This is a genomic window from Candidatus Methylacidithermus pantelleriae, from assembly GCF_905250085.1.
Lineage (GTDB): Bacteria > Verrucomicrobiota > Verrucomicrobiia > Methylacidiphilales > Methylacidiphilaceae > Methylacidithermus > Methylacidithermus pantelleriae.
In genome coordinates this window covers 1-15150 of sequence record NZ_CAJNOB010000015.1, presented here as the reverse complement: position 1 = coordinate 15150, position 15150 = coordinate 1, and the positions used below count along the sequence as shown (strand labels likewise).

Genomic DNA, 15150 nt, shown 5'->3' with positions numbered 1-15150 from the left:
GGGTGGAGCGGAGTTTTTTCTATCAGATGCGGCCTGGCGTTTCGCTAAAGAAACGTAAGCGATTCTTCCTGTCGCGGTTTGGGCTCACCGCACAAGAGTTTCCTACCCTCCGGGTTGGACCTCCAAGGAAAGACGGCTTCGAGCCGGGAAGGGCGGCCCGAGGTCATTGAGGAAGTTAAGGAGGGGACCCAGAAGAGCGGAAACGCCGATCGGCAAGCTTAAGCAAAAGAAAGCCGGGATCGAACGTTTTGTACAAGAAAAAGCGGCGGATGGCCATCCTTGGGACGAAGCTTAATCGGCTCTTGGACGATCAGGAGTCCGGAGCGGATCCGTCTCTCTTTGGCTTCCCGCCGCCTCTTCCTGTAAAGAGTTTTCCTTGGTAGAGAACGGATACCCGATTCACTCGGACTGGAAAAGAGGGATAGGCAAGCGGAGCGGACAAGCCACTTCCATGTGCTCGGCTCGAAGGACAAGACCGCCGGTAACCCGTCCTGCCAAGCCACGGTATCCACGGACGGGAGCCTATCGGCTCGGGCGTTGTGGGTGCCGGACGGATGGGGGAGTCCGAGCCAATACCTGGTTCTTAAGGGCGTGCGCTTTCGCCTACGGCCAGGAGGCGATCCTCAAGGCGCTCGCCACCAGGCAGCGATGGTGACCGGGATAGCCAAGAGAGGCAAACTCGCCCGGAAGCGGGAGCGATTTTGCGCTTGAGCTACCGCTTCGTGCAGGAACGGAAGGGGGAGCCTGTTTGCGAGCGTGGAGGGCGCGGAGCGGTTTCCTTGGTGACACACCGCATTGCCGGAGCGGTCGGCATCGACGCGAACGAGGATGATCTCGGCTTAGGGGAAGTTGGAGCGCTTTGGTAATCTTCTGACAATCTGCGGGATCCAATGGAATCTCCTTGGCAAGAGCCAGGAGCAAGCCAAAGCGATTTTTGCTGATGCATGCAAAGAGATCGCCCGGGCCTGTGCCGAATCGGGTAGGCCGCTTATGATCGAACGATGGGATCTTGGCAAGAGGAAGCTCACGCTTGAGTCGGTGAATCCCGTTCCGGATGGGTTGCTTTTCTTTCCTTCGCCTACGCCAAGGCGATCGCGGTGGTGAAGTCGGCTTTTTTGCTGCCGCAGTCGAGGTGAACCGAAGTCGACACGGCCTACGGGCCTGGGATGGACGTGGTCAACTATGCGCCTGGTCACGGCACGAGTTCTTAGGAGAGCGCGGCAACCTGCTGACGCCCGGAGAGGGTTGGGTCTCTCCACACGCGTATCCGCGCTAGAAGCAGTCGTGCCAACTCCCAACAGCGGCCATGTCATCTTCTCGGACCGGAAGCAATCGGACGGAGCATGTATGGTCATTTCTATGGTGGAGGGTCGGTGGAGACTCAAACGGGCGCATGCAGCCCATGCCCGGTCGGGAGGCAATCGGCTGCCTCCCAGGCTGCGGCGTCCGAAAACGGGACATTGGGCGCTATCTGGGCTTTGCCGATGAAACGCTAGCACGCGAATGGTCGCCAGCGGTCTTGGGCTAGGGTAGCGGACGAGTTTTGCTGATAGAGGAAGGGTTGGCACTAGTTTTAGGACCAGTTCTTGAGGGTGAATCTGGGTTGGAAAAGCCTGGGTATCCTTTCCTTCCCTTGCATCCAAACGGGGTTGCCCTTGGGTTCGAACTCTTAGGAAGCTTCTCGGAAAGAGGCAAGCGATGCATATCTTTTTTAAGAGGAAAGACTGGGTCATGGCGCAGGGAGAAGATCGACCGTTATATCCACCGTTTGTCTGGTTCCTTGTGGGAGCGACCGCTACGGGAAAGAGCGAGGTTGCTTTCCTTTTGGCTCAAAAGCTTGGGGCTGCCATTCTCTCCCTGGATTCCATGCAGGTCTACCGTGGCTTAGACATTGGCACGGCCAAGCCTTCCGCGGAGCAACGCGCGCAAATACCCCATGGCGGGATTGATCTTGTGGACTGGTGGGAGTCGTGGAGCGTTGGCCATTTTGTCACCCATGCGAGTTGGTTTCTGGAAGAGCAAGCAAAACAGGGACGAGGAGTGATCGCGGTGGGAGGGACCGGGCTTTATTTCCGAGCTCTTACACGCGGTCTTTGTGGGGCCCCAGCCCCTGATCCCCAGTTACGCCGCATGCTGGAAGCCCTTCCTGAGGAGGAACGGGTGAGGCGACTCTGGATCGAAGATCCGAAGGCAGCTCAACAAATTGATCTTGCCAATCCTAGGCGGGTACTCCGTGCACTTGAGGTGAAACTCCAGACAGGGATATCCCTTTTGGATTGGCAGAAGACCACCACAAAGCCCCGGATTCAGCAGTTTCGAGCCATCTGGCTGGATCGTAGGCGGGAGGAGCTAAAGGAGCGCATTAGTACAAGAGTTCAGAGGCTGCTTGCCGAGGGGTGGATCGAGGAGGTTCAAGGGCTGGTCAAAGAGGGTGGGTATGAAGCGGTGGAAAATTGCCCCGCCATTGGATACCGGGAAATTGCCCGCTGGCTCAAGGAGGGGGGCACGCTATCCAGGCTTCAAGAAGCAATTGCCAGAAGGACCTGGCAGTATGCAAGGAGACAGTTGACGTGGTTTCGCCAAGAAGTAAATGTTGGATATCGAATGATGGAACGCGGAGAGGAACCAGCCAAGCTCGCCGAAAGCTTGCGATTGGAACTATTGGCGACTGGATGACCCCAGACGTCGTTCACACGCGGCCGAGGGAACGGGCGCTTTTGGTAGGGGTGGAAACCCCTCAGGAACCCCATTGGATGCATGAGGAATCCCTAGAGGAACTCTCGCGGCTCGTACAAAGCGCTGGAGGGGAGGTGGTTCGTCAAGAGACTCAGCGGCTTGATGCCCCCACGGCTCCTTACTATGTGGGAAGAGGCAAAGCGAAGGAGCTTGCGGAGCTTTGTTTTGGTCTGGGGATTGATTCTGTCATTTTTGATGACGAGCTCTCTCCGGCTCAAAGCCGCAATCTGAGTAATCTTTTTGCCCGCAAAGTCCTCGATCGAACCCAACTCATCCTGGATATCTTTGCACAGCGGGCGCAAAGCCGTGAAGGAAAACTCCAGATTGAACTGGCTCAGCTGCGTTATCTTTTACCTCGGCTCACTCACATGTGGGCGCACCTGTCTCGCCAGTATGGGACCATCGGAACTCGTGGCCCGGGGGAAACCCAGCTGGAGATGGATCGCAGGCGGGTTAAAGAGAGAATTGCGAAGCTCAAAAGAGAACTGGAAGAGGTGCGCAGACGGCGGGCTGTCCAGCGGGGGGCACGGGTTCGGAAGGACTGGACTTGTGTTTCGCTCGTGGGTTATACCAATGCGGGTAAGTCGACCCTCTTTAACTATCTGACCCGGGCGTCTGTGCCTGCGGAGGACAAGCTTTTTGCTACCTTGGACCCGACCACTCGGGTGTGGGAGTTGCCGGACCGGAGCAAGGTTCTTTTGACCGACACCGTGGGCTTTATCCGGAAGCTTCCCCCGAGACTGATTGAATCCTTCAAGGCTACGCTAGAAGAATTGGAAGGGGCCGATCTCCTGCTCCATGTGGTGGATCTTTCCTCCCCCAATTACGAAGAACAAATCCGCGCAGTAGAAGCTGTTCTGGATGAGCTAAAGGTCGCTCACAAGCCGACCCTCGTCGTGTTCAACAAAGTGGATCGGGTGGCAAATCGATCCATTGTAGAAAGGGCCTTGGCGTTACGTCGTCGCTCGATCGCCGTTTCGGCCCGTACGGGAGAGGGGATCGACAAGCTCTTAGAGGAGGTGCAAGCTGAGACGTCGGCGGGACGGGTCCGGGCAGTCTTCCGGATTCCTTGGGACCATGTAGAGGTTATCTCTGAGCTTTATCGCGAAGGAGGCGTTTTGCAGACCCGATATCGGGAGGATGCGGTGGAGGTGATTGCTTTGGTTTCTCCTGTTCTTCGAGGGCGGCTTTCATCCTTTGTCGTGGAGAACAAGGAAAGGCATCTTTCGGATGTGGATCCCTGCTTGGTCCTTCAAGCAAAGGTTGGAGCCTTCGGCGCTTCTTCCAGTTAAAGAGCTTTCGCGGCGCGTGTTGGGAAGAGCTTCGGATGGCTCCATGGGAAGCTGACCTAAAATAGGGATCACGTATCGCTAGGAAGCTATCGGACTTCCGCACGAGCCAACGGCATATCCAACAAGACCGCCTGATTGGGCTGGAAGCCAAGCAGGTTCTCTTTTGTTGCTCGCCAGGCACCGCCCGCGGCGGAACTTCGCAGGCGGTTCAGCTACCAGGACCATCTGGAACGGTTCCAGCTGTTGTGCGGAAATGAAGTCTTTACTTTCGAGCATGACCTTTGTTTGTAGCGTTGTGGAGGATGGGGCGAGAGCTTGGGCGCTGCGAGAGACATTGGCAGGTGCGGTGGGGGGCTTGTGCGGGATCGGGCCAAAAAGAGGCCGTCGCAACCGTGCGACTATGTTTGTCGGGAGGGGCTGCCAAGAGCTAAAAATATAGCGACGCATAAGGCTGTTCATGGCAGCATATCACAATGAAGTTGAGTGCGTCGGTTAAGCGGCAGGGTGTTGGCTACAAGGCGGCTTGGCGGATGTGGAAGGAGGGGCGTTTGTCTCTTCCCGCAGAATAGTTGCCAACCGGGACGGTCATTGTGCGTGCGGAGGCGGAGCGGCCTGACGGCGTGGCCCTCTATGCGCGGGTGTCCAGCAGGGATGAAAAAGCGGATTGAGAGAGACTATTGACTTGGGTTCTCTGAGTTGCCTCTCAAGCAAACCGTTGCGGATCGTCCGGGCCGTCAAGAAGATCGGCTCCGGCATAAACGGGCATCGTAGAGGGCTCATCGGGCAGGTCTCTGATCGGAAGGTGGACGCCATCCTGGTCGAAAGTGCGACCGGCTGATGGGCTTCGGTTTGGAGTATCTGGAACCGGCACTGGCCACGCAGAAGAGTCGATCCATTCTGGTGGTGGATCCCAATGGGATGACCGACGATCGCGTACGCGATCTGCCTAAGGGGATTGTTTCCTTGTCTGCCAGGCTTTACGAGAAGAACTCCTAGCAGAACTGTGCTAAGAAGGCGCTTGAAGCCATTCACAAGTACGCTCCCCATTTTCCCATGAGAGTGGCGTTTGGCGCTGACCCTGGAAGAGGTTTCGCGTCTTCACACCTATGCGGCGCTCTACGGGCGGGCGGGAGCCAAGCCTCTTCGCCGAAAGGCGGGCTTGTGTGTCGCTCAACGAGAGCAATCGATCCTTTCTGCGGCGATTTGGCCTGACCGGCCCGGTAGCTCCATGCACTCCGGGTCTGAGCTCGAAGGAAAAAGGGCTTCGATCGGCGAAAGGCGGCCCCAGGTGATTGCGGAGCTAAGGAAGGGATCCGGAAAGAGCGGCAAAAGGAGATCCGCAGGCTCGAGAAGAAGAAGCCGGAATCAAATGCGTTGCACGAAAAAAAGCGGCGCTTGGTCATCCTCCCGACCCAGCTTGACGCGCTCCTGGCCGAAGGAGAGTCCCGAGCGAGTGAGTGCCGCCGAGCCATAGCCGCCAGGGAGGCGAGGCTCTCTGCTTTGCGGTTGCGGCTGCCAGACGGGTGGAGAACCCCAGTCAATACCTGGTGCTTGCGGGCGTGCATTTTGCCTGCGGCCAGCAGGCGATCCTGTAGCCCCTCTCGGCCAGCCGGAGGGTAACCGGGACAACCAAAAGGAGGACACTCGTCCGGAAACCGGAGGGATTTGGGCTTAAGCTACCGCTTCGTCCGCGACCGGAAGCGGTGGCGGGCATTTGCCGAGCGTCGCAACACCGACCCCTTTTCCTTGGTGACATACCGGCTTGCCGGAGCGGCCAGCATCGACAGAAACGAGGATCATCTTGCCTTGGCTGAAATGAACCGCTTGGGCGATCTTGCAAGAATTCGCCGGATCCGACGGAATCTCCAGGGCAAGAGCAAGGAGCAAACAAGAGCGATCCTTCGTGATGGGTCCAGGGAGATTCGCCGGGCCTGTGGCGAATCGGGCAACTTCCTTCTGATCGAATCATTGGATCTTCGCAGGAGCAAGCTCAAGCTTGAATCGGTGGCCCCCGTTCGGGCTTGTTCCTTCTCTTCCTTGACCTATGCCAAGGCGATCGCGATGGCTCAAAGTCGGCTTTTTTTGCTGCCGGAGTCGAGGGGATCGAAGTCGACCAGGCTGACACGGCTGTAATGGGCGTGGTCGACCATGGACGCCGCCATGGCACAAGTTTTTACGAGGGCGCAGCCTCGCGTTCTCGCCCGGAGGGGAGTGGGGCTCTCCGAATGCCCATTCGTGCGAGACGCAGTCGTGGCTAGTCGCACTGGCGGTCAGCTCACCTTTGCCCTACGCGCAAGGAATCGGACGAAGTATGTGTGGTCGTTTCTATTGGGGTTCGGAGGCGACTCAAAGCGGCGCATGCAGCGGACGCCGGGTCGGAAGGCGATCGACGGCCTCCCGCGCCTCTGTGCCCGAAAACGCGGGACTGGGCGGTACATGCGCTTTGCCGTTGAAAAGACCGGGACGCGAATCGTCGGGAGCGCTATTCTCCCAGCATTTCGGACGACGTTCCTTAGTGGGGGAGTGGTTATCTATGGTTTTAGGAATGGTTTGGGGTTTGGTACGGATTGCGTTACAAACGGAATGCCTGGTGGAGCCCAAAGTTTTTGCTGTACCAATGGTTTGGAAAAAAGAACGATCGGCTTTTTAGAGGCTTTTCTCTCTTCGATTGACGAACTACTTTTGTGCACGTTTTGCGTGCGTTCGGGGTCGTGGGCTTTCTTGCATCGGAAAGCGACCTATGGCGTGCTCGATTCATCCTCAAGCTCTGGTAAGTCCCGGTGCTTTTCTCGGCGAAGGGGTTCAGGTGGGGCCGGGAGCCATCATTGAGGACGGGTGCTTTATTGGAGACCGGACGTGCATCGGCCCCTACGCCTACATTACGGGCCGGAGCTGGATCGGGAAGGACAACCAGATTGGCTACGGTGCGGTGGTGGGACTTGAGCCCCAGGACCATGCCTTTGCGGGAGATCCTTCTCAAGTGGTCATTGGGGATCGTAACGTGATCCGGGAGCACGTGACCATTCATCGAGCGACCGGGGAAGGGGCGGAAACGCGCATTGGAAACGATAACTACCTCATGGTGGGTTCGCATGTGGCGCACAACTGTCGCATTGCGAACCGGGTCACGCTGGTGAACCATGTCCTTTTGGCAGGCTACGTTGAGGTGGGGGAGGGGGCTACTCTGGGTGGGGCTGCAGTCGTACATCAGCATGTCCGGATTGGTGCTTTTTCCATGACTCGGGGCCAAACGCGGTTAGGCAAAGATCTGCCTCCGTTTTTTGTCGCAAGGGATACGAACGAGGTATGTGGGATTAACCGGGTGGGGTTGAGCAGAGCGGGCTTTTCGGAGGCTGACCGGCGGCAGATCCTGGAGGCTTATAGGATATTGTATCGCAGCGGGCGAAATGTAAGCCAGGCTCTCGAGGAAATGGAGAAGCGCTGGAAGGAGGGTCCAGTCGCAGAACTCATTGCTTTCATTCGTTCCTCACGCCGTGGTATCTGTATGGAACGTTGTTCGTCGCGGTCTTGGGAAACAGGTGAAGAAGGATAGGAGATTTTTTTCGATCGACAAAACTCTCCGATCTCGGGAAGGTGACACAAGCAAGAGCATTCAACCCTAACCCGTTGTGAGGGTCTGCGATCTAACACAATTTTATTCCCCCCGCAGCGGCGGGGTGAAACGGTACCTTTCCGAGAAACAGCGGTATGTAGAATCTAACGGAAAAGATGAACATTATCTTGTCATTCCAGGGGAGCGGACTGGGTCGTGGCACGGGGAGCGGACGCATGTTTATACCGTGGCATCACCCAGGGTAGACCGCACAAGCCGGTATCGGATTCTTTGGAACCTGCGGCAGGTCAGGCTGCTTTTAGAGAAAATCCAGCCGGATGTCATTGAGGTAGGAGACCCCTATCAGTTGGCCTGGGCCGCGTTAGCAACAGGTGCTCGCTTGGGTTGTCCGGTTGTGGGCTTTTATCATTCGCACTTTCCGGATGCGTATCTGCGGACTCTGGCCCGGTATGGCGGCCGGTGGGCCGAGCGGGTCGCCTTTGCGGGAGCCAGGCTGTATATCCGTGAGCTTTATCGGAGGTTTGGGTTTACCCTGGTGGCCAGCCACCGGCTCTACCAGCTGCTTCGCGATTGGGGTGTTGCCAATGTGGTTCGAATCCCTCTGGGAGTGGATACCGAAGTGTTTTGCCCGTCGGGGAAGGATTGGGAGTGGAGAAAAACCTGCGGTGTACCCCGGGATGCTTTTCTTTTGCTCTACGTGGGCAGACTTTCCCGGGAGAAGAATATTGGGACGCTTCTTTCTGCTTTTGCCCGATTGCGCAAGGGGGGCCAACGCCAGTTATGGCTTCTGGTCATTGGTGACGGGCCATTGCGATTTCGAGTTGCTCAAACGGCTCGGGAAGTCGGAGGATTGGTTTGGGTTGAGTACGTGGAATCGAAAGAAGAGCTGGCCCGATATTATCGCTGCGCCGATCTTTTTGTGCATCCCGGGATTGTCGAAACGTTCGGATTGGTTGCTTTGGAAAGCCAAGCTTGCGGTTGTCCGGTCATTGGGATTCGGGGAACCCAGATGGACGAAAACATCTTATGGGGGCTTGAATATTGGGCCGATGCCAATAGCCCGGACTCCCTGGCAGAAGCCATCCTTGGGGCACGCCGGGTCGATCTTTCTCTGTGGGGCCAGAGGGTGGCCAGGGAAGTCCTCCAACATTACACTTGGAAGCATACATTTGGCCGGCTGTGGCAGACCTATCGGAAGGCTTTGGGACAAGAAGATCCGAGCTCTTCTTGCGCTACGAAGACCTCGTTTGTCCGCTAGGGAGGCAATGGGGGTGGGGCTGGAGGAAGAAGCACCTCATTTCGAAACCACAGGGAGGTCTTAGTCTCTGGGTGGGTGGAAGGCGTGCAGCGGGGGATGAGAAGAGGACCTTCGGGCGGGGTCGGAGACGGTTTTCGTTTTTGACCTGATGGATGGCTTATCCTTTCGGACTCGCAGTCTTTTTTTCACTAAAAAATGTTGTCTTTGGCAGGGATTTTCGAGGGCGAGGGGCAGCTGCCTGTCGCAGGAGAAAGCCCAAGTTGGGACTGCGGGAAGCTTGCGTGCCGATTTGTACTTGGAAATGAATCGTAGTTTTTGCACCCTTTGCTCTTGGAGGGGGAGCTCAAGCGACCCAATCTTTTTCAAGGAGTTCCAACCAAAGGAAGTGCATGGAGGAACACTCTTTGGAGACTTTTCAGCAGGCGTGCGCTCTTCCCGTGGCCTTGCGGGCTCGTTTTTTCCAGAAGCAGGACCGGGAGGCAATTCGCCGAATCTGCGCGGATACCGGATTTCTTGGCCATCCCATTGATCCGGTTTTCGAGGATCGGGAGCTTTTTGCCGATTACTTGACGCGTTACTACACCGATTGGGAACCGGAATCTACGCTGGTTTGTGAGAGGGATGGCCAAGTAGTCGGTTACCTAACGGGATGTCGAAAGCCGATCCGCCGCTTTTTGTTTCATCTCCTCTACAATCCATACCTTTTCTTTCGAGCGTTTTACCGTTGGTGGGCTTGGCCTTATCGTTCGTCTACCCGACGTTACCTGCGGTGGGTCCTTTGTAAGGGATGGAGAGAAGTCCCTTATGCACCACGGGGCGTTCCTCATTTTCACATCAATCTTTTACCGCAAGCCCGTAACGTGGCTTCTACGCGCGCACTTATCGATAAGTTCCTTGCCTACCTTGTGGCTTCGGGTGAAAAGTCGGTCTACGGCCAGGTTGTCACCTGGGGAGATCGGAGGAGTGAGAAGCTTTTTCTTCGTTATGGCTTTCGGGTTTTGGACCGGAGGGAATTGACAAAATACCGTGCCTATGTCAAGAGCCCGGTCTTTTTGTGCACGGTATGGAAGGATTTAGCGAAAAATCCTCGCCTTTACGGTTCCTGCTCCCATCGCCGACCGACAACCGCAGGCGCCCAACCCTAATTGTATCGATTCACGATGTGCATCCGGGTGCTTTGCGCGAGGTTGTAGCGATTGGAGAACGGTTGGACCAGCTGGGGGTAGAAAAGAGGAGTCTTTTGGTGATTCCGTGTTTCCATCATCGAGAGACTCTTTTGGACTGTCCGGAACTCTGCCGGTGGCTTTCCCTGGAGCAGGCTCGGGGGAGGGAAATTGTGCTCCATGGCTATTATCACGACGAGCAGGACGTGGAGACACGGGCAACGGAGGTGTTTTGGAGAAGGGTTTACACGGCTGGGGAAGCAGAGTTTCTTCGGCTGCCTCGGAAAGTGATGGTGGAACGGCTCTGGAAAGGGAAAGAACTTTTTGCTTTGTTAGGATGGGATCTTTGGGGTTTTGTCGCGCCCGCATGGCTGTTTTCGGTGGACCTTCTCGAGGTCCTGCCGCTTTTGGGATTTCGCTACACAACCCGGCTTACCGGCATCATCGTTCTGGGAGAAAAAAGACGCCACATTCCTTCTCAATCGCTCTGCTGGAGCAGTCGGTCCTTATGGCGGCGGGTGGTGTCCTGGGGGTGGAACCGGTGGCTTGCCAGGTGTGTACGCGGGGCAGATCCGGTTCGGATAGCCATTCACCCAGGAGATTTCCGGGAAAAAACTCTTTGGAAGGAGATTGACCGAGTCTTGGGCAATCTATTGGCTTTGGGCTACCAGTCTTCCAGTTACCGGGATTATGTTGCGAGTTGACCTTCATCTTCACTCCCGACACTCGGATCGACCCAACGAGTGGATCCTGAGGCGCATGGGCGTCCCGCAGAGCTATAGCTCACCAGAGGAACTGTACCGAAAGCTCCACACGCGGGGAATGAATTTAAAGACCATTACGGATCATGATTCCATCGAGGGGGTGTTGGCCATTGCTCATTACCCGGATGTTTTTCTCAGTGAAGAGGTAACGACGTACTTCCCGGATGGCTGTCCAGTCCATCTCCTGGTTTGGGACATTACCGAGGAGGACCATCGAGAGATCCAGAAGGTTCGGGCCAACATCTACGAGCTGGCCGCTTTCCTTACCGCGAAAGGAATCGCCCACGCGGTTACCCATCCGTTGGTTCCTTTGAGCGACAACTGGACTGTGGACCATTTTGAAAGGCTTTTACTCCTGTTTAAGATTTTCGAGGTCCGTAACGGGAATCGGGAACGGCTCTCGCAGCTTTTGTGTCAATACATTCTCGAGGCACTCACTCCTGAAAAGATCGAGGAACTGGCCAACCGTCACAACCTGCTCCCCACCCATCCGGAACCTCACCGGAAATGGACCACGGGGGGGAGCGACGATCACGGGGGCCTTTTCGTGGCGTGTGCTTGGACGGAATGGGAGGGAAACGGTGGCCCGAAGGAATTTTTTGCAGGTTTATGGCGGGGAGAGGCGCAAGCCATGGGGGAAGCGGGGGACCCGTTTAAATTTTCCAGCAGCCTTTACAACACCCTTTTTGGTTTTTTGCGGGATCGGCTCCAAAGTCGTGCTCCTTTGGCTGCCTCCCTCTTGAGCAAGGTTGCTGAACGATTTGTAGCCGGGAGAAATCCAGCAGCTTTTTCCTTTGGTGAGCGAATCGGTCATGTAGCTGAGGTCATTCGTTCCGGCCAAGTGTTTGAGTTAGTGCGGCCGGGGGAAGGGGGTTTAGCCCGGGAGTTTGCCAAGTTTTTCACGGATCCCAGGCTCCGGGAGGCGCTAGACGAGCGCATTGAAGCCGAGACCCTGCCGCAGCGTCGTTCCTTTCGCGTGGCATCCTACTTGGTCGACGAACTGGGATATCGGCTTTTTGTGGAGTTCGTTCGTCGGTGGGAGCATCAGAATTATCTCGAAGCTCTCGAAACAGCCGCTGGCTTTGTAGCGGTCGCCGGCGCGGTTGTTCCCTATCTCGTAGGTTTCGCACGCCACGCGGTCCCGCGAGAGATATTGGGGGAACTGGCACGGAGGTTCCCTGTGGGAGATGGCTTGTTTAAAGGGGACGAGGGGAGGGCCTGGTTTACGGATACCTTAGAGGATGTCAATGGCGTGGCTCGGACCATTGTGGCTGTGGCTCGCGCGGCGATGGCTCTGGGCCGGAAGCTCACCGTAGTGACGTCGCGTTGTGAGCTCCGTTCCTGGGACATTCCCGTTAAAAATTTTCCGCCTGTTGGCCAGTTCGAGATCCCGGAGTACGAATTGCAAAAGCTTTCCTTTCCTCCTGTGCTCGATGTACTGGAGTGGGTCTACACTCAAGGCTACGGGGAGCTTATTGTGAGTACGCCAGGACCGGTTGGGCTTGTGGCCGTCATGGCAGGGAAACTTTTACGGCTTCCACTCATTGGCATTTATCACACAGATTTCCCTCAATATGCACGGTTCCTTTCCGATGATGCCTTTATCGAGAGTCTTACTTGGAAGTATATGCAATGGTTTTACGGCCAGATGGATCTTGTGTATGTCAACTCGAGTTTTTATCGCCAAAAATGGATTGAACGGGGTTTGGCAGAAGAGAAGTTGCGGATTTTCTGGCGAGGCTTGGACAGCAACGAGTTCCATCCGGGATTTCGCGATGAGCGCTTCTGGATTCGTAGAGGAGCCCGGGGCCCAGTGCTTGTGTACGTGGGGCGAATTTCGAAAGAAAAGGGGTTAGCATTTTTGGTTGAAGTCCTCCGGGAGCTAGAGCGGCGCGGTAGAACGTTTACTATGGCCTTTGTGGGGGATGGCCCCTATCGGAAGGAACTGGGGGAGCTATGGCCAAAGGGGATTTTTACGGGTTTTCTGAGCGGGCCCGAGCTTTCCCAAGCGTATGCTTCGGCGGAACTCTTTCTTTTCCCGAGTACGACGGACACTTTTGGTAATGCTGTTTTGGAAGCGATGGGGTGTGGTCTTTTTGCGGTTGTGACGGATGTGGGCGGGCCGTGCGAGCTTGTGCGTTCCCTGGAAGGTGGGTACGTTGTATCAGCTCGCGACCTTTTGGGGTGGGTGGAAACGATTGAGCGACTTTTGGAATTTCCACCCTCTTGGGAAGCTCGGAAGGCCCTGGCCGAGCGGGTGCGGATGACTCGAAGTTGGGAATCGTCAGTAGAGCGTCTTTGGGCACACCGTTAAGGAGCAGTTAGGTAGCTCGACGAAGCAAAGAGGAAAGGAAGGAAAGGAACCTCAAGCCCCCTATTCCTTACAAGGAAAAGAACAGTGAAAAACGGTCTGGAGCTTCCCCCTTATCAAAAGCGCCGTTGGATTCCCCAGGATGCCGATCTGACCCAACTTTCCACTCTGGAGTCTTTGGTCAACGAACTTTTCCGACGTCTCCACCGGGTGGATACGGTGGAAGGATTGGAAGAGTGGTTGGAGGATGCGAGCGAATTTTTTGCTGCGGTGGACCAGGCACGAACCTGTCGTTACATCGCGATGACATGCCAGACGGATGACCCGCAGCGGCAGAAGGATTACCTTTACTTTGTTGAGACCATTGATCCGTGGCTCAAGCCGAAACGCTTTCAATTATTGAGGGAGCTTTTGGCCCATCCCTCTTTTGGGCTTTTACCTCCGTACTACGATGTTTTCCGCAGGAGTGTAGAAAACGAGGTTAGGATCTTTCGTGAAGCCAACGTGGCGCGGGAAGCGCAGGAAGCCAAATACACCCAGGAATACCAGCGGATCGTGGGAGCAATGACGATCCGCTGGAATGGACAGGAGCTTACGCTAGCGCAAGCAAGCCGGATATTGGAAGAGCCGGACCGGTCGCAACGCCAGAAAGCCTGGGAATTGATCTGCCAGCGGCGGTTAGCAGACCGGCAGCGATTGGAGGAGCTCTTCGATGAACTGGTCAAGTTACGCCATGCCATCGCTTGCGAGGCCGGCTATTCGTCCTACCGGGAGTATGTGTTTGCAAAATATGAACGCTTTGATTACACCCCCGAGGATTGTTGCCAACTGCATGCGGCAATCGAAAGGGAAATCGTTCCTCTTTACCGTTGGGTTCAGGAGCGCCGGCGCGCAAAGTTGGGCGTCGATGTGTTACGGCCGTGGGACTTGATGGTGGATCCCGAAGGGAAACCGCCGTTACGGCCGTTTCAAACGGGGAAGGAGCTTCTGGCAAAAACCCGAACGGTGTTAGAGAGGGTAGATCCTCGCCTGATGGAATTTGTTGATCTTCTCTCGAGCCAAGATCTCATGGATCTAGAGAACCGGAAAGGAAAGGCTCCCGGCGGCTACCAGAGTACGCTAGCGGAGGCAAGGATGCCTTTCATTTTCATGAATGCGGTCGGACTTCATCGGGATGTGGAGACCCTCCTTCACGAGCTAGGTCATGCGTTCCACACGCTGTGTGCCCGTCATCACAAGCTTCTTGCCTACCGGTCCAGTCCTTTGGAGTTTGCCGAGGTGGCGTCGATGTCCATGGAGCTTTTGGGTAACGACGAGATGGAGGTTTTTTACTCTGAAGAAGAAGCTCGAAGAGCGCGCCGAATGCACTGGGAAAACATCGTAAGCTTTTTCCCTTGGATGGCCATGGTAGACGCGTTCCAACATTGGGTCTATACCCACCCTACACATGGACGGGAACAACGGAAAGAAGTCTGGCTCATGCTCATGGACCGGTTCGGCGGTATCGAAGCGTGGGAGGGTTATGAGGACGCGAAAGCCTATCTATGGCATCGCCAGCTCCATATTTTTGAGATTCCCTTTTACTATATCGAGTATGGTATTGCCCAGCTGGGGGCTCTTCAGCTTTGGTTCCAAGCACGGCATGACCGTGCCGGGAGCATTAGCCGGTACTTGCAGGCTCTTTCTCTTGGAGGTTCCCAGCCGTTACCTACTCTCTTTCGTGCTTCCGGGCTTCGTCTAGATGTCAGGGGAGAACTTCTGAGAGAGCTTACGCCAGCGGTGCGCCAGGAACTGGAAAGACTGGAGTGAATTTCCCTGAAAAGGCAGCCGACTGATTGGGAGAAAGCTCGCAGATTTTTGGAGATAATGTCCGAATTGCTCGCTTAACTTCAACACGGTTCGAAGGTACATTTGCTGTGGCTAAACGAGTGAAGGTTTTTGTCCTGCCTCCTTGATTCACTTGGGCCCGTGAGAAAACAGAGCAAGCAGGCCCAGTTTTTTGGGCTAGCTCGTTTCCTTCTTTGGGCATTTCGCAGCGCATTCGGCGCTCTA

Annotated in this window: 14 protein-coding genes; all 14 read left to right on the top strand. The window is 55.8% G+C overall.

The window, feature by feature from the left end:
• Nucleotides 1-453 precede the first annotated feature (453 nt).
• The 14 genes from KK925_RS05275 to KK925_RS05210 all read left to right on the top strand — a co-directional run bounded on the left by KK925_RS05275 (nucleotide 454) and on the right by KK925_RS05210 (nucleotide 14907).
• A complete protein-coding gene (locus tag KK925_RS05275) occupies nucleotides 454-711 on the top strand; it encodes a hypothetical protein (RefSeq protein ID WP_174583194.1) in 258 nt (85 codons plus the stop codon).
• A gap of 138 nt (nucleotides 712-849) precedes the next feature.
• Nucleotides 850-1104 (top strand): hypothetical protein, encoded by a 255-nt coding sequence (locus KK925_RS05270; RefSeq protein ID WP_174583193.1) that lies wholly within the window; start codon nucleotides 850-852, stop codon nucleotides 1102-1104.
• A gap of 243 nt (nucleotides 1105-1347) precedes the next feature.
• On the top strand, nucleotides 1348-1488 hold the full coding sequence (locus tag KK925_RS05265) for a hypothetical protein (protein WP_214096327.1): 141 nt from the start codon (nucleotides 1348-1350) through the stop codon (nucleotides 1486-1488).
• A gap of 210 nt (nucleotides 1489-1698) precedes the next feature.
• Complete coding sequence (gene miaA, locus KK925_RS05260) at nucleotides 1699-2676, top strand: tRNA (adenosine(37)-N6)-dimethylallyltransferase MiaA (RefSeq protein WP_174583191.1); 978 nt, start codon at nucleotides 1699-1701, stop codon at nucleotides 2674-2676.
• Nucleotides 2673-4028: a GTPase HflX gene (gene hflX / locus KK925_RS05255; protein WP_174583190.1), complete on the top strand. Its 1356-nt coding sequence runs from the start codon at nucleotides 2673-2675 to the stop codon at nucleotides 4026-4028. Before miaA ends, hflX begins: the two co-directional genes overlap by 4 nt.
• Nucleotides 4029-4692: 664 nt before the next feature.
• Entirely contained in the window at nucleotides 4693-4866 is a 174-nt protein-coding gene (locus KK925_RS05250) for a hypothetical protein (protein WP_214096326.1), read from the top strand.
• On the top strand, nucleotides 4866-5024 hold the full coding sequence (locus tag KK925_RS05245) for a recombinase family protein (protein ID WP_214096325.1): 159 nt from the start codon (nucleotides 4866-4868) through the stop codon (nucleotides 5022-5024). Before KK925_RS05250 ends, KK925_RS05245 begins: the two co-directional genes overlap by 1 nt.
• Nucleotides 5025-5693: 669 nt before the next feature.
• A complete protein-coding gene (locus KK925_RS05240) occupies nucleotides 5694-6161 on the top strand; it encodes a hypothetical protein (protein ID WP_174583189.1) in 468 nt (155 codons plus the stop codon).
• Between the two features lie 607 nt (nucleotides 6162-6768).
• The gene (lpxA, locus tag KK925_RS05235) at nucleotides 6769-7581 is read left to right on the top strand and encodes an acyl-ACP--UDP-N-acetylglucosamine O-acyltransferase (RefSeq protein ID WP_174583188.1); all 813 of its coding nucleotides are present in this window, start codon (nucleotides 6769-6771) and stop codon (nucleotides 7579-7581) included.
• Nucleotides 7582-7657: 76 nt separating this feature from the next.
• Nucleotides 7658-8860, top strand: coding sequence for a glycosyltransferase (locus tag KK925_RS05230; RefSeq protein ID WP_174583187.1), 1203 nt, complete (start codon nucleotides 7658-7660; stop codon nucleotides 8858-8860).
• Between the two features lie 389 nt (nucleotides 8861-9249).
• On the top strand, nucleotides 9250-10005 hold the full coding sequence (locus KK925_RS05225; protein WP_174583186.1) for a GNAT family N-acetyltransferase: 756 nt from the start codon (nucleotides 9250-9252) through the stop codon (nucleotides 10003-10005).
• A gap of 32 nt (nucleotides 10006-10037) precedes the next feature.
• The gene (locus tag KK925_RS05220; RefSeq protein ID WP_174583185.1) at nucleotides 10038-10727 is read left to right on the top strand and encodes a polysaccharide deacetylase family protein; all 690 of its coding nucleotides are present in this window, start codon (nucleotides 10038-10040) and stop codon (nucleotides 10725-10727) included.
• The gene (locus KK925_RS05215) at nucleotides 10654-13101 is read left to right on the top strand and encodes a glycosyltransferase (RefSeq protein WP_236027861.1); all 2448 of its coding nucleotides are present in this window, start codon (nucleotides 10654-10656) and stop codon (nucleotides 13099-13101) included. The genes KK925_RS05220 and KK925_RS05215 overlap by 74 nt, the downstream gene beginning before the upstream one ends.
• Nucleotides 13102-13185: 84 nt before the next feature.
• Nucleotides 13186-14907, top strand: a complete 1722-nt coding sequence (locus KK925_RS05210) for a M3 family oligoendopeptidase (RefSeq protein WP_174583184.1) — start codon at nucleotides 13186-13188, stop codon at nucleotides 14905-14907.
• Nucleotides 14908-15150 lie beyond the last annotated feature (243 nt).

What these genes read in the sequence shown, in the direction of transcription:
- KK925_RS05265 (WP_214096327.1), top strand. Translation starts at nt 1,348, where the DNA reads ATGGTCATTTCTATGGTGGAGGGTCGGTGGAGACTCAAACGGGCGCAT.
- miaA (WP_174583191.1), top strand. Translation starts at nt 1,699, where the DNA reads ATGCATATCTTTTTTAAGAGGAAAGACTGGGTCATGGCGCAGGGAGAA.
- hflX (WP_174583190.1), top strand. Translation starts at nt 2,673, where the DNA reads ATGACCCCAGACGTCGTTCACACGCGGCCGAGGGAACGGGCGCTTTTG.
- KK925_RS05245 (WP_214096325.1), top strand. Translation starts at nt 4,866, where the DNA reads ATGGGCTTCGGTTTGGAGTATCTGGAACCGGCACTGGCCACGCAGAAG.
- lpxA (WP_174583188.1), top strand. Translation starts at nt 6,769, where the DNA reads ATGGCGTGCTCGATTCATCCTCAAGCTCTGGTAAGTCCCGGTGCTTTT.
- KK925_RS05225 (WP_174583186.1), top strand. Translation starts at nt 9,250, where the DNA reads ATGGAGGAACACTCTTTGGAGACTTTTCAGCAGGCGTGCGCTCTTCCC.